Below are 25,275 nucleotides of genomic sequence, written 5' to 3' on the forward strand. Positions count from 1 at the left end.
GGCGAGAAGTCCGGCATCGAAGTCGCTGTGGTGACGGGCCTGTCCGGGGCGGGCCGCAGCACGGCCGCGAAGTGCCTGGAGGACCTGGGCTGGTTCGTGGTGGACAACCTGCCGCCCGAGCTGATCGCGACCATGGTGGAGCTGGGCGCTCAGGCCAGGGGCGCCATCACCAGGGTCGCCGTGGTGATGGACGTGCGCAGCCGCGCGTTCACCGAGGACCTGGCGGCGGTGATCAAGGACCTGGACGCGCGCGGCTACAAGCCGAAGGTGCTGTTCCTGGAGGCCACCGACGACGTGCTGATCCGGCGGTTCGAGTCGGTGCGGCGCGGCCACCCGCTGCAGGCCGACGGCAGGCTGGCCGACGGCATCGAGGCCGAGCGCATCCTGCTCACGCCGCTGCGCGAGGAGGCCGACCTGGTGCTGGACACCTCGGCGCTGTCGGTGCACCAGCTCCGGGCCAAGATCGAGGACACGTTCGGCACCGAGTCGGCGACCCGGACCAGGGTCACCGTGCTGTCGTTCGGCTACAAGTACGGCCTGCCGATGGACGCCGACCTGGTCATGGACGTGCGGTTCCTGCCCAACCCGTTCTGGATCCCGGAGCTGCGGGAGCAGACCGGCCTGGACGGCGACGTGCGCAACTACGTGCTCACGCAGGAGGGCGCGGAGGAGTTCCTGGACCGCTACCACGAGCTGCTGCGGTTGATCGGCGCCGGCTACCGGCGCGAGGGCAAGCGGTACCTGACCCTGGCGGTGGGCTGCACCGGCGGCAAGCACCGCAGCGTGGCCATCTCCGAGGAGCTGGCGGGCCGGTTGGCCAGCGAGGACGGCATGGCCGTCAAGGTCGTGCACCGGGACCTGGGACGCGAGTGAGCTTCGCAGCGGTCGCGCTGGGCGGCGGGCACGGGCTGCACGCCACGCTCACCGCCCTGCGCCGGGTGACCGACGACGTGACGGCCGTGGTGACGGTCGCGGACGACGGCGGCTCGTCGGGGCGGTTGCGCCGCGAGCTGGGCCTGCTCCCGCCCGGCGACCTGCGCAAGGCGATGGTGGCGCTGGCCGGGGCGGACCCGTCCAGCGCGTTGTGGGCGACGCTGTTCCAGCACCGCTTCGGCGGCACGGGCGCGCTCGCCGGGCACGCGGTCGGCAACCTGGTGCTGGCGGGCCTGCTGGAGCAGCTCGGCGACCCGGTCGCGGTGCTGGCGGAGGCGGGACGGCTGCTCGGCGTGCGCGGGCGCGTGCTGCCGATGTGCACCGAGCCGTTGTCGATCGAGGCGGACGTGACCGGGCTGGACGACGACGCCGACGTGGTGCGCCGCATCCGCGGCCAGGTCGCGATCGCCACCACGCCGGGACGCGTGCAGCGGATCCGGCTCCACGGGCCCGGCGGTCCGGGCGAGGCGCCGCGCGGCTGCGCGGAGGCCGTGGAGGCGGTGCTCGCGGCGGACGTGGTGGTGCTCGGGCCCGGCTCGTGGTTCACCAGCGTGCTGCCGCACCTGCTCGTGCCCGAGCTGCACGACGCGCTCGTGCGCACGTCGGCGCGGAAGGTCGTGGTGCTCAACCTCGTCCCCCAACCGGGGGAAACCGACGGCTTCTCGCCGGAGCTGCACCTGGACGTGCTGTGCGAGCACGCGCCCGCGCTGCGGGTGGACGCGGTGATCGCGGACGTCGACGCGGTCCCCGTGCCGGACCGGCTGCGCAGGGCCGCCGCAGCTCTGGGCGCCGCGGCGCACCTCGCGCCCATCGCCGTGGCCGGCGCGCCGGACCGGCACGACCCGACCGCGCTGGCGTCGGCCGTCACCCGGGCGTTGGCCGGCCCTGGTGACGGGACCGGTGGGGCGTCGAGTACAACCCTCCAGGAAGACCGGACGAGCAGGGGAGGCGAGGCGCCGTGGCGATGACGTCGGCGGTGAAGGACGAGCTGAGCAGGCTGGCCGTCTCCAAGACCTGCTGCCGCCGCGCGGAGGTGGCCTCGCTCCTGCGGTTCGCGGGCGGCCTGCACATCGTCGGCGGCCGGGTGGTCGTCGAGGCGGAGCTGGACCTGGGTTCCACGGCGCGGCGGCTGCGGCGCGAGATCCACGAGCTGTACGGGCACCAGTCGGACGTGTTCACCATCACGTCCAGCGGCCTGCGCAAGGGCACCCGGTTCGTGGTGCGGGTGGTCAAGGACGGCGAGGGCCTGGCCCGGCAGACGGGTCTGCTGGACCCGCGCGGACGCCCGGTGCGCGGCCTGCCCGCGCCGGTCGTGTCGGGCGGGGTGTGCGACGCGGAGGCCGCGTGGCGTGGCGCGTTCCTGGCGCACGGCTCGCTGACCGAGCCGGGCCGGTCGTCGTCCATGGAGGTGACCTGCCCCGGCCCGGAGGCGGCGTTGGCGCTGGTCGGCGCGGCCCGCCGGATGGGCATCGGCTCGAAGTCGCGCGAGGTGCGCGGCGCGGAGCGCGTGGTGATAAGGGACGGCGACGCGATCGGCGCGATGCTGACCAGGCTCGGCGCCCACGACAGCGTGCTGGCCTGGGAGGAACGCCGGATGCGCCGCGAGGTGCGCGCCACCGCGAACCGCCTGGCCAACTTCGACGACGCCAACCTGCGCCGCTCGGCCCGGGCCGCCGTCGCCGCCGCCGCCCGCGTCCAGCGCGCGCTGGAGATCCTGGGCGCCGAGGCGCCGGACCACCTGGCCGCCGCGGGCGCGCTGCGGCTGGCCCACCGCCAGGCGTCCCTGGAGGAGCTGGGCCAGCTGTCCGACCCGCAGATGACCAAGGACGCCGTCGCGGGCCGCATCCGCCGCCTGCTGGCGATGGCGGACAAGCGGGCCAAGGAGCTGGGCATGCCCGACACCGAGTCCGCCGTGACGGCGGACATGCTCGACGCCGAGGTCTGACCCCACCCGAGTGTCGAACACTCAGGACCCGAGTGTCGAACACTCAGGACCCGAGTGTCGAACACTCAGGCCCCCTGAATTCAACGCTCGGAACGCCACCCTGCGTCACCGCGGCCGCGGCCTGCGCCCGACCACCCGGAGTCATACGCTGGGAGCCGGGACGCCGGGCGCCCCAGGCGCGCCACAGCCGCACTCCGGGGTCACGAAGCCCCGCGGACCGAGTTACCGTCAGGTAACAAGCCGGTCAAGCTGGATTTTCTTGTTCGATAAAGAGATGCTGGTGGTCCACGTGACCAGGGACGCAGGCCGGAGGCTAGGCTGACTCTCGGCTGCCTGGTCAGCCCATGACTGCACGCCCCTGGCGGACAAACGCCAGTCGAGTACCGAGGAGACTCACCGTGACGGTTCGCGTAGGTGTCAATGGTTTCGGCCGCATCGGTCGCAACTTCTGGCGCGCCGTTCAGGCCAGCGGGCACGACATCGAGATCGTCGCCTTCAACGACCTCGGTGACGTCAACACCATGGCCCACCTGCTCAAGTACGACTCCATCCTCGGCCGCCTCGACGGTGAGGTGACCGTGACCGACGAGGGCATCGCCGTCGACGGCAAGGTCATCAAGGCCCTCGCCGAGCGCGACCCGGGCAAGCTGCCCTGGAAGGACCTCGGCGTCGACGTCGTCGTGGAGTCGACCGGCTTCTTCACCGACGCCTCGGCCGCGCGCAAGCACGTCGACGAGGGTGGCGCGAAGAAGGTCATCATCTCCGCCCCGGCCAAGGGTGAGGACCTCACCGTGGTACTGGGCGCGAACGACGACCAGTACGACGGCTCGCAGACCGTCATCTCCAACGCCTCGTGCACCACGAACTGCCTGGCCCCGCTGGCCAAGGTGCTGCACGACAGCTTCACCATCGAGCGTGGCCTCATGACCACGATCCACGCCTACACCCAGGACCAGAACCTGCAGGACGCGCCGCACAAGGACCTGCGCCGCGCCCGTGCCGCCGCGCTGAACATCGTGCCCACCAGCACCGGTGCCGCGAAGGCGATCGGCCTGGTCCTGCCCGAGCTCAAGGGCAAGCTCGACGGCTACGCCCTGCGCGTGCCCGTGCCCACCGGCTCGGCCACCGACCTGACCGTCACCGTGGGCCGCGAGGTCACCGTGGACGAGGTCAACGCCGCCTACAAGGCCGCCGCCGACGGCCCGCTGAAGGGCTACCTGCGCTACAACACCGACCCGATCGTGTCGGCCGACATCGTCACCGACCCGGCGTCGTGCATCTACGACGCGCCGCTGACCAAGGTCATCGGCAACCAGGTCAAGGTCGTCGGCTGGTACGACAACGAGTGGGGCTACTCCAACCGCCTCGCCGACCTGGTCAACCTGGTCGCCAGCAAGCTCTGAGCGAAGAGGCGGAGCACTCGCTGTGAAGACTCTCGACGATCTGCTCAGCGAGGGTGTCTCGGGTCGGCGCGTCCTGGTGCGCGCCGACCTGAACGTCCCCCTCGACGGCGACCGGATCACCGACGACGGCCGCGTCCGCGCGTCGGTCCCCACCCTCAAGGCGCTCGTGGACGCGGGCGCCCGCGTCTTGGTCGCCGCCCACCTGGGCCGCCCCAAGGGCGAGCCCGACCCCAAGTTCTCCCTCGCGCCCGTGGCCAAGCGGCTCGGCGAGCTGCTCGGCCTGCCGGTCGGGATCGGCACCGAAGCCGCCGGTGACGGCACCGTCGTGCTGCTGGAGAACATCCGCTTCGACGCCCGCGAGACCAGCAAGGACGACGCCGAGCGCGCCGCCCTCGCCGACGAGCTGGCCGCCAAGGCCGACGCGTTCGTCTCCGACGGCTTCGGCGTCGTGCACCGCAAGCAGGCGTCCGTCTACGACGTGGCCGAGAAGCTCCCGCACTACGCGGGCGGCCTCGTGCTGGCCGAGGTCGAGGTGCTGCGCAAGCTCACCGACGACACCCAGCGGCCCTACGTCGTCGTCCTCGGCGGCGCGAAGGTCTCCGACAAGCTCGGCGTCATCGCGAACCTGCTCACCAAGGTCGACCGGCTCCTCATCGGCGGCGGCATGGCCTACACCTTCCTCAAGGCACAGGGCCACGAGGTCGGCGGCTCGCTGCTCCAGTCCGACCAGCTCGACCAGGTCCGCGGCTTCCTCGCCGAGGCCGAGAAGCGCGGCGTCGAGCTCGTGCTCCCGGTCGACGTGCTGGCCGCCGTCGACTTCGCGCCCGACGCGCAGCACGAGGTCGTCGCCACCGACGCCATCCCCGCCGACCGGCAGGGGCTGGACATCGGGCCGAAGACCCGTGAGCTGTTCGCGTCGAAGCTCGCCGACGCCAAGACCGTGTTCTGGAACGGCCCCATGGGCGTGTTCGAGTTCGAGGCCTTCTCCGGCGGCACCCGCGCGGTGGCCGAGGCGCTGGTCAAGAGCGACGCGTTCACCGTGGTCGGCGGCGGCGACTCGGCCGCGGCCGTGCGTGCGCTGGGCCTGCCCGAGGACGGGTTCTCGCACATCTCCACCGGCGGTGGGGCGTCCCTGGAGTACCTGGAGGGCAAGGAACTGCCCGGCGTGTCTGTGTTGGAGGCGTGATGGCCCAGCGTCAGCCCCTCATCGCGGGCAACTGGAAGATGAACCTCAACCACCTCGAGGCCATCGCCCTGGTGCAGAAGATCGCCTTCTCCCTGCCGGAGAAGTACTTCGCCAAGGTCGAGGTGGCCGTGCTGCCGCCGTTCGTCGACATCCGGTCCATCCAGACCCTCGTCGACGGCGACAAGCTGCTGCTCAAGTACGGCGCGCAGGACCTCTCGCCGCACGACTCGGGCGCCTACACCGGAGACGTGTCCGGCCCGATGCTCGCCAAGCTCGGCTGCTCCTACGTCACCGTGGGCCACTCCGAGCGCCGCGAGTACCACAACGAGGACGACGCGACCGTCAACAAGAAGGTCAAGGCCGCCCTCAAGCACGGCATCACGCCCATCTTCTGCCTCGGCGAGCAGGTGGACGTGCGCGAGGCAGGCGGGCACGTCGAGCACTGCACCGAGCAGCTCGTCGCCGGTCTCAAGGGCCTCACCGCCGAGCAGGTGCGCGACGTCGTCGTGGCCTACGAGCCGGTGTGGGCGATCGGCACCGGCAAGGTCGCCTCGTCGGCCGACGCGCAGGAGGTCTGCGCGGCCATCCGGGTCAAGCTCGCCGAGCTGTACGGCGAGGACGTCGCTTCGGCCGTTCGAGTGCTTTACGGCGGCTCGGTCAAGTCGGGCAACATCGCCGAGTTGATCGCGCAGAAGGACGTCGACGGCGCCCTTGTGGGTGGTGCGAGCCTGGATGCGGACGAGTTCGCCAAGCTGTGCGCGCTCGCCGCGGGTGGCCCTCTACCCTGATGTGATTGACACGCACCTTACCCGCGGTGGTCCACGGTCGGCAGTCGACCGGGTACTCTGTGGCGTCACCTGCCTGACAGCGAGGAAGAAATGATCCTGTTCCTGCAGATCCTGTTGATCGTCTCCAGTCTGCTGCTGATCCTGCTCGTGCTCCTGCACCGCGGGCGCGGCGGCGGTCTTTCCTCGTTGTTCGGCGGCGGTATGCAGTCCAGCCTGTCCGGTTCCAGCGTGGTGGAGAAGAACCTCGACCGGCTGACGTTGTTCGTCGGCGCGATCTGGGTCATCGCCATCGTGGGCATCGGGCTGTTGATGAAGGTCAACTGACACAGGTCGGCGGGCGCCGGCGGCGTCGGCCGACACGGACACAGGGAAACCACGTGGTGGGGGTGTGAGGGTCGATGGCTGGTGGTAACGCGATTCGCGGTACCCGCGTCGGCGCAGGCCCGATGGGCGAATCGGAGCGCGGCGAGTCCGCGCCCCGACGTCGGGTGTCGTACTGGTGCGCGAACGCGCACGAGTCTCGGCCGTCGTTCGCGGTCGAAGCCGAGATCCCGGAGAACTGGGACTGCCCCCGGTGCGGTCTGCCGGCCGGGCGCGACGAGCAGGCTCCACCTGCTCCGCCGCGCAACGAGCCGTACAAGACGCACCTGGCGTACGTGAAGGAGCGGCGCTCCGACGCGGACGGTGAAGCGATCCTCGAAGAGGCGCTCACCAAGCTGCGCAAGCAGCGCGAAGAGCCCTAGTCAGGCTCTGGCGACAACGGCACGACGGCCCCCGCGGAACTCCCGCGGGGGCCGTCGCACGTCCAGGCCGCGCTCGCCGACCTAACCGCGCTTGGCGAACAGGCCCGCGAACTGGCGCCGGACCAGGATCGCGCCCACCAGCACGAAGAACACCAGGACCACCAGGGTGGACGACGAGCCGCCCGTGGAACTGGTCAACGCCACGTCCACGCTGCCCACCAGCACCACACCGCAGTCGGCCCGGATCACGTGGCGACCCGGCTGGATCATGGTGAACTCGACCCTCGTGCTGAACGTGCCCGAGTCGTTCGCGATCGCCGTGCCGACGTCCTCGCCCAACGCGCTGAGCCGCACCGGCGAACCCGGGTCGCAGCCCGTGCCCGTGGCGGTCAACGGGTCACCCGGCTGGATGTTGTCCTTGTCCAACGTCAACGCCCCGTCACCGTCGTACGGCGTCACGGTCGTGCTCGTGGCCGGCGCGGAGCTGTCCGTCGTCGTCGTGGTCGTAGTGGTGGTCGTGGTCGTCGGTCGGGTCGTAGTGGTGGTCGTCGGCGGGCGCGTGGTGGTCGTCGTGGTCACCGGAGCGGTGGTGGTCGTGGTGACCGGGGGAGCGGTGGTGGTCGTGGTCGGCCTCGGCGTCACCGTGAAGCTGTCCGACGGGTTCGACGTCGCCGCGCACACCGGCCGCGCCGTGACCCGGTGCCCGCCCACACCGGCGTTCGCCGGCACCGTCGCCGACGCCGAGCCCGCACCGCGCCCCGAGTGCCGGCCGCTGCCGATCACCGTGCCGCCGTCCCAGAGGATCCGCACGGTGTAGTCCGAGCAGTCCGGGTCGAGGTACACGCCGGTCCAGCTCACCGTGAACGAGCTCCCCGGCGGACCCGAATCCGGGTTCGCCGTCGCGACGCCCTGCTGCCGCGCCGATACCGGTGCCGCTACAAGCGCCGTAACGGCACACGTCAAGGCACCGAGTAGAGCTAGTGTTCCTGCCGATCGCATTCCGACTCCCGGACCAGTCCGCTACCCACCGACGAGGTGCCCTTGTGAGACGCATTATGAGCAGCGTCGGTTTACTGCTCCTGTGCGGGATCTTCCTCGGCGTCGTCCCCGCCCACGCCGCCGAGGACGCGGTCACCCTCGACGCCACGGTGGACGGCACCCCGGTCGGCGAGGACGAGCTGCTGCTCGACCCGGCCCGCTCCTCCCTCATCACCGTGACCGTCCACAACGGAACGAACACGGTGCGGCACATCAAGACGATCCGGCTGTCCGGCACGGCGCTGGCGCTGACGTTCTTCTCCTACGACACGACCGTGCCGTTCGACGTGCCGGCGAAGCAGAGCGTCACCCGCGGGTTCGTGCTCGACCTCGGGCAGCTCGGCGGACAGGCGACCGGCCTGCTGCCCACCGAGCTGGAGGTGCTCGACACCAACCGGGAACTGGTCGCGTCGATCGGCGTCACCGGTGACGTCCGCGGGTCGATGTGGTCGGTGTACGGGGTGTTCGGGTTGGCCGTGTTCGGGCTGACGGCGCTGGCGTGGACCGGGGCGCTCGTCGCGCTGGCCCGCCGGCGACTGCCCGCGAACCGGTGGCAGCGGGCCATGCGGTTCCTGCCCGCCGGTGTCGGCACCGGGCTCGTCGCGGTCATCTCGCTGTCCGTGCTGCGGATCATGCCGCCGTCACCCGCCGCGGAGATCCCGTTCATCCTCGGCGCGGCGGCGGCCGCGTTCGCCCTCGGCTACCTGACACCGCACCCGGACGTGGACGACTTCCCCCTCGACCCCGAGAGCACGCAGCGCATCACGCGGCCGTTGCCCGGCGGTGTGGCGTGACGGTGTCGGCGAACGTGGTCGCGGCGCTGCCGCAGTACGACCTCGGCGCCGAGGTCGGGCGCGGGGGGATGGGTGTGGTGTACGCGGCCGTGCACCGGCCCCTGGGGCGGGCGGTGGCGGTGAAGCGGCTGCCCGGCGTGCTCGCTTCGGACGAGCGGATGAGCGCCCGTTTCGCGCACGAGGCGCGGCTGCTGGCGCGGCTCGACCACCCGCACATCGTGCCGGTGTACGACTACGTCCAGGACCGCGGCGAGCACCTGCTGGTGATGGAGAAGCTCGACGGTGGCACGGTGTGGTCGAAGTTCACCGGTTCAGGTGTCACGCCCGCGATGTCGTGTGCTTACGGGTTGGCGATGCTGTCCGGGTTGCACGCGGCGCACGAGGCCGGGGTGCTGCACCTGGACGTGAAGCCGAAGAACCTGCTGTTCACCGCCGGCGGGGTGTTGAAGGTCGCCGATTTCGGGATCTCGCAGGTGGTGAGCGAGGGCGCGACGCTCGTGACGCACGGCGGGCAGGTGCTCGGGACGCCCGCTTACCTGGCCCCGGAGCAGGCGTTGGGCAACCCGCTGAGCCCGGCGGCCGACGTCTACGGTGCGGCGACGGTGCTGTACGAGCTGCTGAGCGGCCGGTTGCCGTTCGACAGCGGGGGTGGGGCGCTGGCGATGATCCAGCGTCACGTCTACCACCAACCCCGTCCCCTGATCGAGGTACCTGATCCACTCGCCGGAGTGATCATGCGGGGCATTGAACGCGACCCCGCGTCCCGCTACCGCAACGCGGAAACCTTCGCCGTCGACCTGGCCGCTGCCGCCGCCGAGGTCTTCGGCCGGGACTGGCTGCTGCGCCTGGGCACCCCGATCCACCTGACCCCGCACGTCGCCGCCGCCACCACCCGCCCCGGACCCGCGCCATCGACCGTTCCGATCCCCGGCGCCCCCTCGTCCACCCTCACCACCCCCGGCCTCCCTCCTCCCGGCCACGCCCACCCCCGGGAGACCCTCGACATCCCCGTCCGCGCCACCCTCACCGACACCCCACCGCCGCCGGTGCACCTGGGCGCGGAACCCCTCGTCCCCGCCTCCCAGCTCCTGACCACCCCCAAACCCACCCGCCGGCCGGCCCTGACCGCCGCCCTGACCGCGGCCCTGCTGCTCGCCCTCCCTTTCACCGTCCCGGCCCGCGACCTGCCGATCCACACGGCCGACCTGACCAAACCCCTCACCCTGGGCCACGGCGACCCCACCACCGCCCACCTGACCGTGACCGCCGCCGGCATCACCCTGGCCGACGTCCCCGCCGTCACCACCACACCCACATCCCCCGACACCCCCACACCCGGGACGTCCACCGCCGGGACGTCCGTCCCTGAGACGTCCCCGCTGACCTTCGAACTGCCGGGCGCGAGCCGGTGGATCGTCGGCGGTGCGGCGGTGGCGACGGTGACGTCCGACGGCCAGTCCACCGACTACTCCCTCCAGCCACTCGCCCACCCGATGATCAGCATCATGGGCGCGGGGAGCGCGGTGCTGCTGCTGTTCACGCTCGCGTACCTCGAGTCGATCCTGCGATCGCTGCGGCGGCGTCCGGCAGGCACCGGCTCGGGCTCGGGCTCGGTGGTCGTGGCGGCACCTCTGGGGTTCGGGCTCGGCGTGGCGGTGTGGCTCCTGCCGTCCGTGCTGCTGCGTCACGCACCCGACCTGTGGCCGGCGCTCGTGTGCGGTGGGCTGGGTGCGGTGGCGGCGGTGTGCACGGCGGTGGTGGCTCGGCGTTCGGCGTTGCGCTGACGGCCGGCTCGCCGCGGGCGTTGGGCTGACGGCCGGCTCTGCGTTGACGGCGCGCGGTCTGCTGGAGGTTGGCTGCGCCCGCGGCTGGCGGCGGCTGGCGGTCGCTGACGGCCGGCGGCGCTGGTCGGCGGTGACTGGCGGGTAGCGATGGGCCGGCGGGGGCTGGTGACTGGGCTCCGAGTTGGCGGCTGGCGGTGGTGGCGTCGGGGTGAGCGGGAACTCGGGAGCCGTGGGGCGGGGGTCGGGTGGCGGTCCTCGTTGTTTCAACCGACGTTCGAGATTCGGGATAACGGCGTTTTGGTCGATGGCAGACCCAGGTTCACCCGGTAGGGGACGGGGTGGGTCAGGGTTCCAGAGTTCTGACCAGGGGGAACGTGACCTTGACGGCGAAGCCGCCGCTGTCCGTCGGGCCGGCTTCGAGTTCGCCGTCCAGCAGCGCGGCACGCTCCCGCAGCCCCACCAGGCCATGACCGCCGCTGGGCAGCGTCACGCCGTCCACCGACCCCTCCGGAGCGTCGTTGCGCACCTCCACCCGCAACTGATCGGCATCCGCGACCACCACCACGGCGGTCGGGGCGCCGCACGCGTGCTTGCGCACGTTCGTCAACGCCTCCTGCACCGTCCGGTACGCCGCGCCCGACACCGGGGCCGGCAGGTCGGCCACCGGGCCCTGCACGGTCAGCGTCGCCGGAATGCCCGCCGAGCTCACCAACTGCGCCAGGTCCTCGATGCGCGGCTGGGGTGAGTCGTCGCCGTTGGTCGTCCGCAACACGCTCACCAGTTGCCGCAGCTCGTCCAACGTCCTCGTGCTCAACATCCGGATCGTCCCGGCGACCTGCTTGGCGTTCGGATCGGCCGCCGCCACGCGCAGCGCACCCGCCTGCATCGCGATCAAGCTCACCTGGTGCGACACGACGTCGTGCATCTCCCGCGCCAACCGCGCCCGCTCGTCCGCCCGCACCGCGTGGGCGTGCAGCATCCGTTCCCGCTCCCGGCTCGCGGCCAGTTCGGAGATCCGCGCCGACAACTCCTCCCGCGCGTGCGCCAGCAACCCGATCGCGATCGGCATCCCCGCGACGATGCACCCGTAGATCGCGTTGTGCACGTGCGTCTTCCAGTCCAGCCCCAGGAACTCCTCCGGCGGCCACACGAAGAACCGGCTCAGCCACACCAGCGCGGCACCGACGTAGGTCTGCGCCGACAGCAGCTTCTGCCGCGCCAGCACCCCGAGCGCGATCATCGCCGCCAACTGCGCCCACCCCGCCAGGAACCCGGGCACGGTGATCAGCACGACCAGGAACGGGAACCGCCGGCACAACGCCACGGCGGCCACCGAGATGGCCGACAGCACGTAGTTGTACCCCTCGGCCTCGGGCACGACCCGCAGCCACACGTCCAGCGCCGCGATGCCGACGGCCGCCACGTCGAACGCCAGCCGCCGGTGCCGCCCGGACAGCCGACCGAGCACCCGCCCGAACGACCCGGCGAAGGCAGCACGCCGCACCCGTTCGGTCGGAACGCCGTTGACCCGACCGCTCGGCAGCCTCTCGACAGCGTTGCCGGCCAGGGTCCGACCTCCTGTGTCAGCTATCCGCCGGTCCTCACCGTACTGCGCTGTCATCGCGCTTGGCATGACCCGCCTTTCCGCCCCGACGTGCGTCGATCCCGCCCGCTCACCCTTCGAGATGCTCTGACTACCCGAAAGGGACGGCCGGCGCCGCACAAAATTGCGAGCGCGAACGTCCGGTCAGCGGACAACGTGCGTGGCTGCCGACGACGAGTGCGCGAAGTCACCCCGGGAACGTCAACTGCCGCCGTGCCCGGGGTGGGCGACGGCGGCAGTGGATCGCGCGGGACGGTCAGGGGGTGGCCGGCACCTCGGCGGCGGCCGCCGTGTCGAGCAGCCACAGCGTGCGCCGCAGACCGCGCGCGCCGGCGGCGGGCAGCCGAACCTCGTCCTCGTCGGTCAGGCCGGTGGCCACGGCGGCGGCCTTCGCCGCGCCGGTCGTGATCAGCCACACCTCCCGCGCCGCGCGGATCGCGGGCAGGGTGAGGCTCACCCGGGTCGGCGGCGGCTTCGGGCAGTCGCGCACCGCGACGACCGGGCGCTCCCGCTCCCGCACCGCCGGGGACCCGGGGAAGATCGAGGCCACGTGCCCCTCCTCCCCGACACCGAGCAGGCACACGTCGAACGACGGCACGGACCCGTCCGGGCCCGCGGCGGCGAGCACGTCGGCGTACGCCGCGGCGGCCGCCTCCGGGTCGTCGCCGAACCGCCCGTCCGACGGCTCCATCACGTGCACGCGCCCGGCGGGCACCGGCACGTGGTCCAGCAACGCCTCCCGCGCCTGGGTCTCGTTGCGCTCGGGGTGCCCGGAGGGCAGGAACCGCTCGTCGCCCCAGTACAGGTCGACCCGGCTCCAGTCCACCGCGTCGCGGGCGGGCGTGGCGCGCAGGTGCTCCAGCACGGCGATGCCGGTCCGCCCGCCGGTGAGCACCAGCGACGCCGACCCGCGCGCGGCCTGCGCGTCGACCAGGCTGGTCACCAGGCGGGCGGCCGTGGCGGCGGCGAGCAGCTCGCCGTCACGGTGCACCACCACCTCGGGACGGCTCACGAGCCCGCCTTCGCCTTCGTCGCCTTCGCGGCCGCCTTGGGAGCCGAGGACTTCGGGGTCGACGCCTTGGCCGCCGAAGCCTTCGCACCGGCGGTCTTCGCCGGTGCCTTCGCGGGCTTGCCGTCCACCTTGCCGTCCACCGAACCCGGAGCCGAGGCCGGAGCCGAAGCGCCGGCGTCACCGTCGGACTTCGCCTTGCCGGCAGCGGACGTGGCACGCGCGGGCTTGCGGGGTGCGGCGGCGGTCTTGGTCGGCGTCCGACCGCGCACCACCTTGCCCAGCGACCGCAACGCCGCCTCGTACACCTCGTCCGGGTCGAGCCGGCGCAGCTCCTCGGCCAGGCAGTCCCTGACCTGCCGGCGCTGCAACGCCACCCGCCGCTCCGGCTGGCCCGGCTGCGTCAACGTGCCGACCTTGCCGTCCGGGCGGGACAGCTCCACCACGCCGGACCGGCGCTCCAGCCGCACGTCCACGATGCCCTCGCCGCGCGTGGCCCGGGCCCGCTTCACGGGGACCCGCAGGCACCCGGCGAGCCACGCGGCCAGCAGGTCGGTCGACGGCGAGTCGCTCTCCCCGCTCACCTCGGCCTCGGTGACCTTCTCGTACGGCGGCAGGTCGAACGCCGACGCGAGCATCGCCCGCCACAGCGTCAACCGCGTCCACGCCAGGTCCGTGTCACCGGGCGTGTAACCGGTGCGGCGCTGCTCCAACGCCTTGATCGGGTTCTTCTCGGCCGCCGCGTCGGTGATCCGGCGCTGCGCGAGCTGACCGATCGGGTCCTCCGCGGGCACGGCGGGGGCCTCGTTCGGCCACCACGCCACCACCGGGGTGTCCGGCAGCAGCAGCGGCACGACGCACGAAGCGCCCTCGTTGGCCAGCTCGCCGTACAGGCGCAGCACGATGACCTCGGACGCACCCGCGTCACCGCCGACGCGGATCTGCGCGTCGAGCCGGGGCGCGGCCTTGCGGGCACCGCGCGCCACCACGATCACGCGGCACGGGTGCTCGCGGCTGGCGTCGTTGGCCGCGTCGATCGCCTCTTCGGTCTTGGTGCCGTCGTCGGTCACGATGACCAGCGTCAGCACCCGGCCGAGGGTGACCGCGCCACCTTCCTCGCGCAGCCGCACGAGCTTGCTGTTGACCTGCGACGTGGTGGTCGAGGGCAGGTCGATGATCACGGACGCCTCCAGTGCCTGCCGGTGCGGGCCAGCATCTCGTCCGCCGACGCCGGCCCCCAGGTGCCTGCCTTGTACTTCTCCGGCGCGCCGGTGGCGCTCCAGTGCTTGATCACGGGGTCGAGGATCTCCCACGACAGCTCGACCTCGTCGTTCTTCGGGAACAGCGACGGCTCGCCCAGCAGCACGTCCAGCAGCAGCCGCTCGTAGGCCTCGGGGGAGGACTCGGTGAACGCGTGGCCGTAGCCGAAGTCCATCGTGACGTCCCGGACCTCCATCGAGTTGCCGGGCACCTTGGACCCGAACCGGATGGTCACGCCCTCGTCCGGCTGCACCCGCACCACCAGGGCGTTCTGCCCCAGCTCCTCGGTGGAGGTGTCGTCGAACGGCAGGTGCGGCGCCCGCTTGAACACCACGGCCACCTCGGTGACGCGGCGGCCCAGGCGCTTGCCGGTGCGCAGGTAGAACGGCACGCCCGCCCAGCGGCGCGTGTTCACCTCGCACGTGATGGCCGCGTAGGTCTCGGTGACCGAGTCCTTGGCGAACCCGCCCTCCTCCAGCAGGCCGGGCACCTTCTGCCCGCCCTGCCAGCCGCCGGTGTACTGGCCGCGGGCGGTGGTCTCGTCGAACGGCCCGATCGTCCGGGTCGCGGAGAGCACCTTGACCTTCTCCGCGCGCAGGTCGCTCGGCCGGAACGACACCGGCTCCTCCATCGCGGTGAGCGCGAGCAGCTGGAGCAGGTGGTTCTGGATCACGTCACGCGCCGCGCCGATGCCGTCGTAGTAGCCCGCGCGACCGCCGAGGCCGATGTCCTCGGCCATGGTGATCTGCACGTGGTCGACGTAGTTGGCGTTCCAGATGGGCTCGTAGAGCTGGTTGGCGAAGCGCAGCGCCAGGATGTTCTGCACCGTCTCCTTGCCGAGGTAGTGGTCGATGCGGAACACCGACTCCTCGGGGAAGACGTCGTTGACGGTCTTGTTGAGCTGCTTGGCGCTGGCCAGGTCGTGGCCGAACGGCTTCTCGATGACCACCCGCCGCCACTGGTCGGGGCTGTCGGTGGGCGGGGTGGCCAGGCCGGCGCGCTTGAGCTGGTTGACCACCGTGGTGAACGCGCTGGGCGGCACCGACAGGTAGAACGCGTGGTTGCCGCCGGTGCCGCGCTCGCGGTCCAGGTCGGACAGCGTCGCGGCGAGCGAGTCGAACGCGGCGTCGTCGTCGAAGGTGCCCTGCACGAAGCGGATGCCCTCGGCGAGCTGGTCCCAGACCTCCTGCCGGAACGGCGTGCGCGCGTGCTCCTTGACGGCCTCGTGCACCACCTGCATGAAGTCCTGGTCGGCCCAGTCGCGGCGGGCGAAGCCGACGAGCGCGAAGCCCGGCGGCAGCAGGCCGCGGTTGGCCAGGTCGTAGATGGCGGGCATGAGCTTCTTGCGCGACAGGTCACCGGTCACGCCGAAGATCACCAGGCCGGAGGGCCCGGCGATGCGCGGCAGCCGCTTGTCCCGCGCGTCGCGCAACGGGTTGCGCTTGATGGACGCCGTCACGAACCGTCCTCCTGGATCGCTTCCACGAGCTGCGCGAGCCCGGCGACGCGGTCGGTCAGGTGCAGCCGCAGCACCGGTCGCCCGCGCTCGGCCAGCACCTGCCCGTCGCCCAGCGCCTGCGCGAGCTGCAACGTGCTCAGGTCGTACGGCCGGCCCGGCACGTCCAGGTTCTGCTCGGACGCCCCGGTCAGCTGCAGGAACACGCCGTTCTGGTGACCGCCCTTGTGGTACTGGCCGGTCGAGTGCAGGAACCGCGGTCCCCACCCGAACGTGGTCTGCAGGTGTGAACGCTGCGCCAACTCCGGGCGAACGAGGGCGAACGACGCGTCGTCGATCCGGTCGAGGTAGGCCTGCACGGACAGGTAGCCGTGCTCGGGCGCGGCGGCGACGAGCGCCCGCAACGCCTCGGCGACGGTCTTGACGTCCGACGGCAGCCAGCCCTCGCTGGGGTAGGCCTCGATCGGACCGTCCACGAAGGCCGGTTCGGTCGAGGACGCGGCGGGGGAGTCCAACAGGGACCGGGCCGCCTTCTTCGCCGCCTCGACGTCGGGCTGGTCGAACGGGTTGATCTCCAGCACCCGGCCCACCAGCGCCGTCGCGTACTCCCAGACCAGGAACTGCGCGCCGAGCGTGCCCTCGACCGACAGCGTCGAGGAGCCGGTGGCCGGTCCGATCGCGACGGTCGTGGCGTCCGTGCGGGCGTCCACGAAACCGGGCGCGCCCGGACCCTCGACCACCACGGGCAGCAGGCCGGTGCCGTTCTTGCCGGTCGACTCGGCGATCAGCTGCTCGGCCCAGTCGCCGAACCCGACGATGCCCGAGCCGGTGTCGGCGAACACGATCTTCTCCGCGCCGTGCGCGTGCGCGACCGCGAACGTGGCCGCCAGCACCACCGCCGGGTTGTCCGGCGAGTCGGCCGACACCAGCGGCGCGGCCGACGCCGCCTCGTCGAGCAGCTTGCCGACGTCCGCGCCGGCCAGGCCCGAGGGCACCAGGCCGAACGCGGTCAGCGCCGAGTACCGGCCGCCCACGTGCGGGTCGGCCAGGAACACCTTGCGGTAGCCGGCTTCCCGGGACGCCGCCTCCAGCGGGGAGCCCGGGTCGGTCACCACGACGATGCGCGACGCCGCGTCGACGCCCGCCGCGGTGAACGCGGCCTCGAAGATCCGCCGGTGGCTGTCGGTCTCGACGGTGCCGCCCGACTTGGACGACACCACCACGACGGTGCGCTCCAGATCGCCGGCCAGCGCCTCGGCCACCTGGCCGGGGTCGGTGGTGTCGAGCACCACCAGCGGCACGCCGGCGGTGCCGGTGATCACCTCGGGCGCCAGCGACGAGCCGCCCATGCCGGCGAGGACCACGCGGTCCACGCCTTCGGCGAGCAGCTCGTCGCGCAGCGCGGTGATCTCCGCGACCAGCGGGCGGGACGTCTCGTGCAGCGTGGTCCACGCCAGGCGGATCGACGCCTCCGGCTCCGCGTCGGCACCCCACAGGGTGGCGTCCCCCGCGGTGAGCCTGCTCGGAGCCGAATCCCGGACCAGGTCGCCGATCACGGTGTCGACCTGGTTCTGGTTGGGCGTGCGGACGATCTCCACGGAGATCACCTCGGTCATGTCAGTCCTGTCCCGTTCTCGGCTCTCAGCCCTTGGCCTGGTTCAGCTGTCCGGTCACCGTGTCGAGCAGTTCGGCCCACGACTTCTCGAACTTGTCGACGCCCTCGGTCTCGAGCGCGACGAACACGTCGTCGAGGTCGATGCCGACCTCGACCAGCGCGTCGAAGACCTCCTGCGCCTCGGCCGCGCGGCCGGTGACCTTGTCGCCCTCGATCTTGCCGTGATCGGCGACCGCGTGCAGCGTCTTCTCCGGCATCGTGTTGACCGTGTCGGCCACCACGAGCTGGTCGACGTACCGGGTGTCGGAGTACTGCGGGTCCTTCACGCCGGTGGACGCCCACAGTGGACGCTGCGCGCGGGCGCCCGCGGCGGCCAGCGCCTCCCAGCGCTCGCCCCGGAACACCTCCTGGTACGCCGCGTAGGCCAGCACCGCGTTCGCGATGGCCGCCTTGCCGCGCAGCCCGGCGGCGGCGGGCGTGCCCAGCGCGTCCAGCCGCTTGTCGATCTCGGTGTCCACCCGGGACACGAAGAACGACGCCACGGAGTGGATGCCGCGCAGGTCGTGGCCGTTGGCCTTGGCCTGCTCCAGGCCTGCGACGAACGCCTCCATCACGTGCCGGTACCGCTCGACGGAGAAGATCAGCGTCACGTTCACGCTGATGCCCTCGGCGAGCACCCGGGTGATCGCGGGCAGGCCCTCGACCGTGGCCGGGATCTTCACCAGCAGGTTCGGCCGGTCCACGGCCTTGGCCAGGTCGAGCGCCTCGGCGACGGTGGCCTCGGTGTCGTTGGCCAGCCGCGGGTCGACCTCGATCGACACGCGGCCGTCGACGCCGTCGGTGGCGGTGTAGAGGTCGCGGAACAGGTCGCACGCGTTGCGCACGTCCGTGGTGGTGATCTCGCGCACGGCGGCGTCGGTGTCGGCGCCGCGGGCGGCCAGCTCGCGCACCTGCTCGTCGTAGACCGAGCCGTTGGACAGGGCCGTGGCGAAGATCGTCGGGTTCGTGGTGACGCCGACGACGTGCTGGTCGGCGATCAGGCCGGCCAGGTTGCCGGTGTTCAGCCGCTCCCGGGACAGGTCGTCCAGCCAGATCGACACGCCCGCGTCGCTGAGCGCGGCCAGCGGATTGGTGCTCATCTCTTCCAACTCCCTGAGAGGTCTGGGTCCAGCGGTCCGGGGTTCACTTGACCTTGGCGAGCGACCGGCGGGCCGCCGCGACGACGTTCTCGGTCGTGAAGCCGAACTCGCGGAACAGCGTCTGGTAGTCCGCCGACGCGCCGAAGTGCTCGATCGAGACGATCTCGCCCGCGTCGCCCGCGAACCGGTGCCACGGCTGGGCGATGCCCGCCTCGACCACCACGCGCGCCTTCACCGACGACGGCAGCACCTGCTCCTGGTAGCCCTTGTCCTGCGCGTCGAACCACTCGACGCTCGGCATGGAGACCACCCGGGCGGTGACGCCCTCGGTCTGGAGCACCTTGCGCGCCTCGACCGCGATCTGCAGCTCCGAGCCGGTGGCGATGAGGATCAGCTCGGGCTCCTCGTCGCCCTCCAGCACGTAGCCGCCGCGCGCGACGCCCTCGGCGGCCTTCTCCTTGGTGCCTTCCAGCACCGGCAGGTTCTGCCTGGTCAGCGCGATGCCCTTCGGGCCCTCGGCGTTCTCGATCACGGCGCGCCACGCGGCGGCCGTCTCGTTCGCGTCACCGGGGCGCAGCACGGTCAGGCCGGGGATCGCGCGCAACGCGGCCAGGTGCTCGATCGGCTGGTGCGTGGGACCGTCCTCGCCGAGGCCGATCGAGTCGTGCGTCCACACGTAGACGACCGGGGACTTCATCAGCGCCGCCAAGCGGACCGCCGGGCGCATGTAGTCGCTGAACACGAGGAACGTGCCGCCGTACGGGCGGGTCGGGCCGTGCAGCGCGATGCCGTTGAGGATCGAGCCCATCGCGTGCTCGCGAACGCCGAAGTGCAGCGTGCGACCGTACGGGTTGGCGCTCCACATCTTGGTGGAGATCGACTCCGGGCCGAACGAGTCGACGCCCTTCATCGTGGTGTTGTTCGACTCCGCCAGGTCGGCCGAGCCGCCCCACAGCTCCGGCAGCACGTCCTTGAGCGAGTTCAGCACCTCGCCGGACGCCTTGCGCGTCGCCACGCCCTTCGGGTCCGGGTCCCACGACGGCAGCGCGTCGGCCCAGCCCTCGGGCAGCCGGTTGTTCACCAGGCGGTCCAGCAGCGCCTTGCGCTCCGGGTTGGCCTGCGCCCACGCGTCGAACGAGCGCTGCCACTCCGACTTGGCCGCCTCACCGCGCTTGACCACCGCGCGCGTGTGCTCCAGCACCTCGTCGGCGACCTCGAAGGTCTGCTCCGGGTCGAAGCCCAGGATGCGCTTGACCTCGGCGACCTCGTCGGTGCCCAGGGCCGCGCCGTGCGCCGCGCCGGTGTTCTGCTTGTTCGGCGCGGGGAAGCCGATGATCGTGCGCAGCAGGATGAACGACGGGCGCTCGGTCTCGGCCTTGGCGTTCTCCAGGGCCTCCAGGATGCCCTTGACGTTCTCGCCGCCCTCGACGACCTGCACGTGCCAGCCGTAGGCCTCGTAGCGCTTCGCGGTGTCCTCGGACAGCGCGATCGTCGTGTCGTCCTCGATGGAGATCTTGTTGTCGTCGTAGATGACGGTCAGGTTGCCCAGCTTCTGGGTGCCCGCCAGCGACGACGCCTCGGACGTCACGCCCTCTTCGATGTCGCCGTCGGAGGCGATCACGAAGATGTGGTGGTCGAACGGGCTCTCGCCGACCGGGGTGTCCGGGTCGAACAGGCCGCGCTCGCGGCGCGCGCCCATCGCCATGCCGACCGCGGAGGCCAGGCCCTGGCCCAGCGGGCCGGTGGTGATCTCCACACCGTTGGTGTGCCGGTGCTCGGGGTGGCCGGGGGTCTTGGAGCCCCACGTGCGCAACGCCTTGAGGTCGTCCAGCTCCAGGCCGTAGCCGTTGAGGTACAACTGGACGTAGAGGGTGAGGCTCGAGTGGCCGGCGCTGAGCACGAACCGGTCGCGGCCGATCCAGTCGGCGTCGGCCGGGTCGTGCCGCATCACGCGCTGGAACAGCGTGTACGCCAGCGGCGCGAGGCTCATGGCGGTGCCGGGGTGGCCGTTGCCGACCTTCTGCACGGCGTCGGCGGCCAGCACGCGGGCGGTGTCCACCGCGCGCTTGTCGAGGTCGGTCCAATCTTCGGGCAGGTGGGCTTCGGTCAACCGGGCGATGTCATCGGTGACGGACACTGACTTCCAGCTCCAAACTCACTAGGCGGCGGTTGTGACGGCCGGCGTGAACTTAATCGATCCCGTCAGGCCCGATCCGCGGCTACCAAGGTCCGCCGGCCAGCCTAGTCCGCCGAGCGGACCCTCGTACTACTCACGCTCTGTGGGTGTACGCACAGGTGTGATGGGTGCGTTCAGGGAGTACCCGAACGGGCTGCCCGGGGAACGCGCGGTTACGATCTGCGGCATCCCCCGACCTGTTGAGGAGCGCGACGCCATGAGTGCCGTCACCGAGGCTCCGGCGCGGTCGCCCCGGCAGGTCGTCGGCGCGTACGTGGCGCTGACCAAGCCCCGGGTGATCGAGCTGCTGCTGATCACCACCATCCCGGCGATGCTCCTGGCCGCCCGCGGCCTGCCGCCGCTGTGGCTGATCGCGTGCACCCTGGCGGGCGGCACGCTGGCCGCCGGCTCGGCGAACGCGCTGAACTGCTACGTCGACGCCGACATCGACTCGGTGATGAAGCGGACCAGCGCCCGGCCGCTGGCCAAGGACGCCATCCCGCCGCGCAACGCGCTGATCTTCGGCATCGTGCTGGGCGTGGTGTCGTTCGGGTTCCTGTGGCTGACCACGAACCTCATGTCGGCCGTGTTCGCGGTGGCCACGATCCTGTTCTACATCTTCGTCTACACCCTGGTGCTCAAGCGCCGGACGTCGCAGAACATCATCTGGGGCGGCATGGCCGGCTGCATGCCGGTGATCATCGGCTGGTCCTCGGTGACCGGCACGGTGGCGTGGCCCGCGCTGGTGATGTTCGGCGTGATCTTCTTCTGGACGCCGCCGCACACGTGGGCGCTCGCGATGAAGTTCAAGGAGGACTACGCGCGGGCGGGCGTGCCGATGCTGCCGGTGGTGGCGACGGCGCAACAGGTGACGCGCCAGATCGTCATCTACTCGTGGATCACGGTCGCGTGCACGCTGCTGCTGGCCCCGGTGACGTCGTGGATCTACGTGGCCGTCGCGGCGGCGTCGGGCGTGTGGTTCGCGGTGTTCGCGCACCGGCTGCACGGCGTCGTGCGGCGCGGCGGGTCGACCAACACCATGAAGTTCTTCCACATGTCGAACCTGTACCTGATGCTCGTGTTCTGCGGCTTGGCCGTGGACGCGGTGATCGGGCTGCCGGTGCTCGGCTGGCCGTTCTGAGCTTGATGCACTTTCCGCATATTTGCGGATAGCTAGCCTGATCGCATGGTCGTGCAGGGGGATGGGCCGCCACCCGATCGGGGAACGTTCGACAGGGCGACGGTGGACCGCTGGCAGGTCTTCGGCGGCATGGCGGGCGTCGCCGGCCTGCTGTTGTCCGTGGTCGGCGGGATCCAGGACCAGGTGCCGTTGTCCCTGGTCGCGGCCGGTGTGGTCACCCTCGTGGGTGTCTGGCTGCTCTACCGCTGGGGCCGCCGCCCCCGGCAGCAGCTGACCAAGCACTTCGTGGTGCCGGTGCTGCTGACGGTGGTGGGCGCCGCCACGGGCGGTGTGCTCGGCGGCCTGGAGCTCCGTCCCACCCCGGGCACCGGCCAGCCTGCGGCGACGACCACCACGACCACGGTCGCCGCAAAGGCGGGTGGATCCCCGTCCACGCCGACCGAGGAGCCGACGACCGGGGCGACGACCACCCGGACCACGACCACCGTCGTCCCGGCGCCGCCCGTCGGTGGGCAGGTCCGTGCCGGCCAGGTGACGATGAACTACGACTACTCCATCGACCTGGACTCGACCACCGACGAGAACGGCGGTGTCACCGCCAAGTCGACGCAGCGGACCGACCTGAAGTACGAGGGCGGGTTCCGGGCCACGCCCATCGTCCTGGTCGCAGAGAAGCTCGCCGAGGCGCCGCCCACTTACCAGGAGTGCGCGGCCGCCACGGCCGTGGACGACTACATCGAGGGCGACGCCGTCGTGCAGGGCGCGTCCTTCTGCGTGAAGACGACGGAGGGCCGCTGGGCCGGTCTGGTGGTGGTCGACGTCGAGTCGTACAACAAAGTCAAGTTCGACCTCGTCGTCTGGGAGAAGCAGGCCTAGGAGACCGCCGACAGCAGCTCGTTCACCGTGGGGTCGTCCAGCGACTCCACGATGCACGACCACAGCTCCAGGTTCGCCGTGGCCCACCGCGAGTAGGTGGCCGCCGCCTCGGGGTCGTAGAAGTAGAACCCCTCGTCGTGCTTGTCCCGCTGCTCGCCGACGATCTTGTGCGCCAGCTCCCTGAGCGTGATCCCGTTCTCTTCGAGGTACTTGGGCGCGAGCACCACCGGCGTCACCGGCAGGGCCTTGAACAGCGTGTCCGCGTCGGACAGCGCCTGCGCCTCCGGTGAGATGTCGCGGTGGCGGGTGCGCATCTCGGCCTCTTCGACGACCGCGTCGACCCGCGCCGCGACCTCGTCCGGCACGCCCGCGCGCGCCAGGATGTCCAGCCGCAGCCGTCGGCCGTCCACCGGCAGCGAGTTGCGCCGGACCATGTAGTTCACGTCGTGGACCAGGGCGGCCACCTCGACCAGCGCCGCGTCCGAGCCGTTGCGCCGGGCGAAGTGGACGGCCTTGTCCCGCACGAAGCTGACGTGGTGCCAGCCGTGGAACTGCAGTTTCGCGGCGAGGTCGCGGCACAGCCGCCACACCTCGCCCTCGACCGCGGAGATCGCCTGCGCCGTGACCGTCCTGGTGACAGTACTCATTGGACCCTCCCGTGCCGGGTGGGCCGATGGTAGGCGCGCGCGATGATCCTTGGCGCGGATTACAGGTTCCTGGTCAGGTCCTCCAACCTCGCCTCGACCGGCACGTGCCGGTGGCTGGTCCGGGTGTCGGGGTCGTAGCTGAGGCTCCACGGGCTGACCGCGCGCGACTTGACCAGGAACGTCATGGTGTCGTCGGCGGCCTTCGGGATGCGGTGGAACTCGTGGGCGAGCATCGTGCCCGAAGCGCCCTCGGTGGCCTCGGCGCTGCGCAGCAGGGTGGTGGACACGATCCGCGTGCCGTCGTCGGCGACGTCCGCGGTGAAGCGCTCGTGCAGGTAGGAGCCCGACAGGATGATGGTGCAGAAGTGGTAGCGGTGGTTGTGGATGGAGTCGGCGTAGCCGGGTCGCCAGTCCCGCTGCGGCTTGTACTCGTGCAGCCAGAACGTGAACGGCTCGGCCGGCTCGTCCCGCAGGCACCACGCGAAGTGGGTCGTCGTTTCGCGGGATCTGGCCACCACCCGCATCTCGTCCTGCGGTGAGAGGGCGCGCAGGTGCCCGCGCAGCCTCTCCCGCAGGCCGGGTCGGCCCGCCCACTCCTGGAAACGCCTCTCGACGTGTCCCCAGTGGTCGACGACAGGGGGGTCGGCCACGGTGATGAGCGTGGCGAGCTCCGCGAGGGCGGAGAACCCGGTGAACTCGGTGAGCACGACTTATCAGCTCCCCAACTGAGCGGAGGCGGAGAATTCTTTGCGGAATCGGTGGAACTTCTCCTCGAGGGATCGGAACCCGGCCTCGGTGAGCGGGTTCCCGGTGATCTTCTCGAACAGGGCGAGGAAGTCCGCCCGACTGGTGCCCGGTGTGATGACGACGTGGAGCCCTGCCTTGGAATTGCTGATGCGCAGGAACTCGGCGCGTTCCATCCCGTAGATGAACGAGCCCTCCGCGAACCGCACCGTGCGCGGGTACAGGCGGATGACGCCCGCGCTGGTGTTGCTGTAGAGGGTGAGCCACACGCTGTCGTCGAACAGCTCCAGCCGGTCCAGCGGCGGGTCGGACACGATCGTCAGGTCGATCCGCGAGCAGCGGCCGCGGGCCAGGAACAGGCCCACGAGACCGATCGAGATCTGCTCGCGCAGCCTCGCCGCGATGGCGTCGTAGTCGCCGTCCACGCCTTCGTTGCGCAGCAGGTAGCGCGCCCGGCCGCTGATCGCGTCGTCGTCACGCGGATCGGCCAGCACGGCTCTGAGCTCGCACTCCGACTGCGACAGCAACAGCCTGCCCGCCGCGTAACGGCCGGCGAAGCCCCGGAACACGTACAGCCGGGTCCGTTCCAGGTCCTGCATCATGACCTGGTTGAACGCCGGGTCGGGTCGCGCGGTCGGCTCGAACACGTGAGTGGGGAAGAACTCGCGGTCCAGCGCCCGGTACTCGGCGGTGAGGTCCCGCAACGCCCTGCGGCTCTCCTCCACGACCGGGGTGACCAGCGCCCGCTGCGCGGCCGAACTGGTGATCAGCGTCTGCCCGAAACCGACCACGGCGGAGATCAGCGTGCCGGTGCCGACCGACGTCAGGAACGTGCGCAGCGCTCCTTGATCCATTGTGCTGGAAATGGCCAGACTGCTGCCGGAAGTGACGACGAGGGTCAGCAGGAGCAGACCTGTTCTGGTCCAGAACAATTGCTGTAACAGGTTGCTGCGGACGCCCTCGGGCTCCGCGGACACGATGTCACCTCCTTGGTG

The 25,275-nt window shown here is 71.4% G+C and carries 24 protein-coding genes; 13 read left to right on the plus strand and 11 right to left on the minus strand.

What is annotated here, in order from left to right; all coding sequences use genetic code 11:
* Positions 1-15: 15 nt before the first annotated feature.
* The 8 genes from rapZ (at position 16) to FHX81_RS32950 (ending at position 6,998) form a co-directional block, all read left to right on the plus strand.
* The gene (gene rapZ / locus FHX81_RS32915) at positions 16-873 is read left to right on the plus strand and encodes an RNase adapter RapZ (protein WP_170232487.1); all 858 of its coding nucleotides are present in this window, start codon (positions 16-18) and stop codon (positions 871-873) included.
* A complete protein-coding gene (locus FHX81_RS32920; protein ID WP_141982430.1) occupies positions 870-1,901 on the plus strand; it encodes a gluconeogenesis factor YvcK family protein in 1,032 nt (343 codons plus the stop codon). Before rapZ ends, FHX81_RS32920 begins: the two co-directional genes overlap by 4 nt.
* Positions 1,892-2,878, plus strand: a complete 987-nt coding sequence (gene whiA / locus FHX81_RS32925) for a DNA-binding protein WhiA (protein ID WP_053721404.1) — start codon at positions 1,892-1,894, stop codon at positions 2,876-2,878. Before FHX81_RS32920 ends, whiA begins: the two co-directional genes overlap by 10 nt.
* Positions 2,879-3,276: 398 nt before the next feature.
* Positions 3,277-4,281: a type I glyceraldehyde-3-phosphate dehydrogenase gene (gene gap, locus FHX81_RS32930; RefSeq protein WP_073894620.1), complete on the plus strand. Its 1,005-nt coding sequence runs from the start codon at positions 3,277-3,279 to the stop codon at positions 4,279-4,281.
* A gap of 22 nt (positions 4,282-4,303) precedes the next feature.
* Positions 4,304-5,467: a phosphoglycerate kinase gene (locus FHX81_RS32935; RefSeq protein ID WP_141982431.1), complete on the plus strand. Its 1,164-nt coding sequence runs from the start codon at positions 4,304-4,306 to the stop codon at positions 5,465-5,467.
* The gene (gene tpiA, locus FHX81_RS32940) at positions 5,467-6,255 is read left to right on the plus strand and encodes a triose-phosphate isomerase (protein ID WP_141982432.1); all 789 of its coding nucleotides are present in this window, start codon (positions 5,467-5,469) and stop codon (positions 6,253-6,255) included. The genes FHX81_RS32935 and tpiA overlap by 1 nt, the downstream gene beginning before the upstream one ends.
* A 90-nt stretch (positions 6,256-6,345) precedes the next feature.
* Positions 6,346-6,579, plus strand: a complete 234-nt coding sequence (secG, locus tag FHX81_RS32945; RefSeq protein ID WP_141982433.1) for a preprotein translocase subunit SecG — start codon at positions 6,346-6,348, stop codon at positions 6,577-6,579.
* Between the two features lie 74 nt (positions 6,580-6,653).
* Positions 6,654-6,998, plus strand: a complete 345-nt coding sequence (locus tag FHX81_RS32950; RefSeq protein ID WP_015103628.1) for an RNA polymerase-binding protein RbpA — start codon at positions 6,654-6,656, stop codon at positions 6,996-6,998.
* A gap of 81 nt (positions 6,999-7,079) precedes the next feature.
* Here the strand turns inward: FHX81_RS32950 and FHX81_RS32955 are convergent, their stop codons facing one another.
* Positions 7,080-7,457 carry a hypothetical protein gene (locus FHX81_RS32955; RefSeq protein ID WP_246108087.1) on the minus strand — a complete coding sequence of 126 codons (378 nt, stop codon included), beginning with the start codon at positions 7,455-7,457 and terminating at the stop codon, positions 7,080-7,082.
* A 10-nt stretch (positions 7,458-7,467) separates the two neighbouring features.
* Between FHX81_RS32955 and FHX81_RS41460 the strand changes: the two genes are divergently transcribed.
* From FHX81_RS41460 to FHX81_RS42700, 3 genes are all read left to right on the plus strand, one after another.
* Positions 7,468-7,815, plus strand: a complete 348-nt coding sequence (locus FHX81_RS41460; RefSeq protein WP_211363623.1) for a hypothetical protein — start codon at positions 7,468-7,470, stop codon at positions 7,813-7,815.
* 226 nt (positions 7,816-8,041) lie between these two features.
* Positions 8,042-8,830 carry a hypothetical protein gene (locus FHX81_RS32965; protein WP_246108088.1) on the plus strand — a complete coding sequence of 263 codons (789 nt, stop codon included), beginning with the start codon at positions 8,042-8,044 and terminating at the stop codon, positions 8,828-8,830.
* Positions 8,827-10,614, plus strand: a complete 1,788-nt coding sequence (locus tag FHX81_RS42700; protein ID WP_141982435.1) for a serine/threonine-protein kinase — start codon at positions 8,827-8,829, stop codon at positions 10,612-10,614. Before FHX81_RS32965 ends, FHX81_RS42700 begins: the two co-directional genes overlap by 4 nt.
* 343 nt (positions 10,615-10,957) lie before the next feature.
* Here FHX81_RS42700 and FHX81_RS32975 read toward each other — a convergent pair whose 3' ends face one another.
* From FHX81_RS32975 to tkt, 7 genes are all read right to left on the minus strand, one after another.
* A complete protein-coding gene (locus FHX81_RS32975) occupies positions 10,958-12,235 on the minus strand; it encodes a sensor histidine kinase (RefSeq protein WP_246108089.1) in 1,278 nt (425 codons plus the stop codon).
* 238 nt (positions 12,236-12,473) lie between these two features.
* On the minus strand, positions 12,474-13,229 hold the full coding sequence (gene pgl, locus FHX81_RS32980; RefSeq protein WP_141982437.1) for a 6-phosphogluconolactonase: 756 nt from the start codon (positions 13,227-13,229) through the stop codon (positions 12,474-12,476).
* Positions 13,226-14,407 (minus strand): glucose-6-phosphate dehydrogenase assembly protein OpcA, encoded by a 1,182-nt coding sequence (gene opcA / locus FHX81_RS32985; protein ID WP_141982438.1) that lies wholly within the window; start codon positions 14,405-14,407, stop codon positions 13,226-13,228. Before opcA ends, pgl begins: the two co-directional genes overlap by 4 nt.
* Complete coding sequence (gene zwf / locus FHX81_RS32990; RefSeq protein ID WP_425473858.1) at positions 14,404-15,945, minus strand: glucose-6-phosphate dehydrogenase; 1,542 nt, start codon at positions 15,943-15,945, stop codon at positions 14,404-14,406. The genes opcA and zwf overlap by 4 nt, the downstream gene beginning before the upstream one ends.
* Positions 15,942-17,558 (minus strand): glucose-6-phosphate isomerase, encoded by a 1,617-nt coding sequence (locus FHX81_RS32995; protein ID WP_141982439.1) that lies wholly within the window; start codon positions 17,556-17,558, stop codon positions 15,942-15,944. Before FHX81_RS32995 ends, zwf begins: the two co-directional genes overlap by 4 nt.
* Before the next feature lie 25 nt (positions 17,559-17,583).
* Complete coding sequence (gene tal, locus FHX81_RS33000) at positions 17,584-18,696, minus strand: transaldolase (protein ID WP_141982440.1); 1,113 nt, start codon at positions 18,694-18,696, stop codon at positions 17,584-17,586.
* A 43-nt stretch (positions 18,697-18,739) separates the two neighbouring features.
* On the minus strand, positions 18,740-20,833 hold the full coding sequence (gene tkt / locus FHX81_RS33005) for a transketolase (protein ID WP_141982441.1): 2,094 nt from the start codon (positions 20,831-20,833) through the stop codon (positions 18,740-18,742).
* 256 nt (positions 20,834-21,089) lie between these two features.
* Between tkt and FHX81_RS33010 the strand changes: the two genes are divergently transcribed.
* The gene (locus FHX81_RS33010) at positions 21,090-22,013 is read left to right on the plus strand and encodes a heme o synthase (protein WP_141982442.1); all 924 of its coding nucleotides are present in this window, start codon (positions 21,090-21,092) and stop codon (positions 22,011-22,013) included.
* Between the two features lie 45 nt (positions 22,014-22,058).
* Positions 22,059-22,889, plus strand: coding sequence for a hypothetical protein (locus FHX81_RS33015; protein ID WP_141982443.1), 831 nt, complete (start codon positions 22,059-22,061; stop codon positions 22,887-22,889).
* Here FHX81_RS33015 and FHX81_RS33020 read toward each other — a convergent pair.
* The 3 genes from FHX81_RS33020 to FHX81_RS33030 are packed head-to-tail and all read right to left on the minus strand — an operon-like array spanning position 22,886 to position 25,257.
* Positions 22,886-23,536: an HD domain-containing protein gene (locus FHX81_RS33020; RefSeq protein WP_141982444.1), complete on the minus strand. Its 651-nt coding sequence runs from the start codon at positions 23,534-23,536 to the stop codon at positions 22,886-22,888. The genes FHX81_RS33015 and FHX81_RS33020 overlap by 4 nt on opposite strands.
* A gap of 59 nt (positions 23,537-23,595) precedes the next feature.
* Positions 23,596-24,243, minus strand: a complete 648-nt coding sequence (locus FHX81_RS33025; RefSeq protein ID WP_141982445.1) for a cupin domain-containing protein — start codon at positions 24,241-24,243, stop codon at positions 23,596-23,598.
* A gap of 6 nt (positions 24,244-24,249) precedes the next feature.
* Positions 24,250-25,257, minus strand: coding sequence for a hypothetical protein (locus FHX81_RS33030; RefSeq protein WP_141982446.1), 1,008 nt, complete (start codon positions 25,255-25,257; stop codon positions 24,250-24,252).
* Between the last annotated feature and the right edge of the window lie 18 nt (positions 25,258-25,275).

The organism is Saccharothrix saharensis (genome assembly GCF_006716745.1).
Lineage (GTDB): Bacteria > Actinomycetota > Actinomycetes > Mycobacteriales > Pseudonocardiaceae > Actinosynnema > Actinosynnema saharense.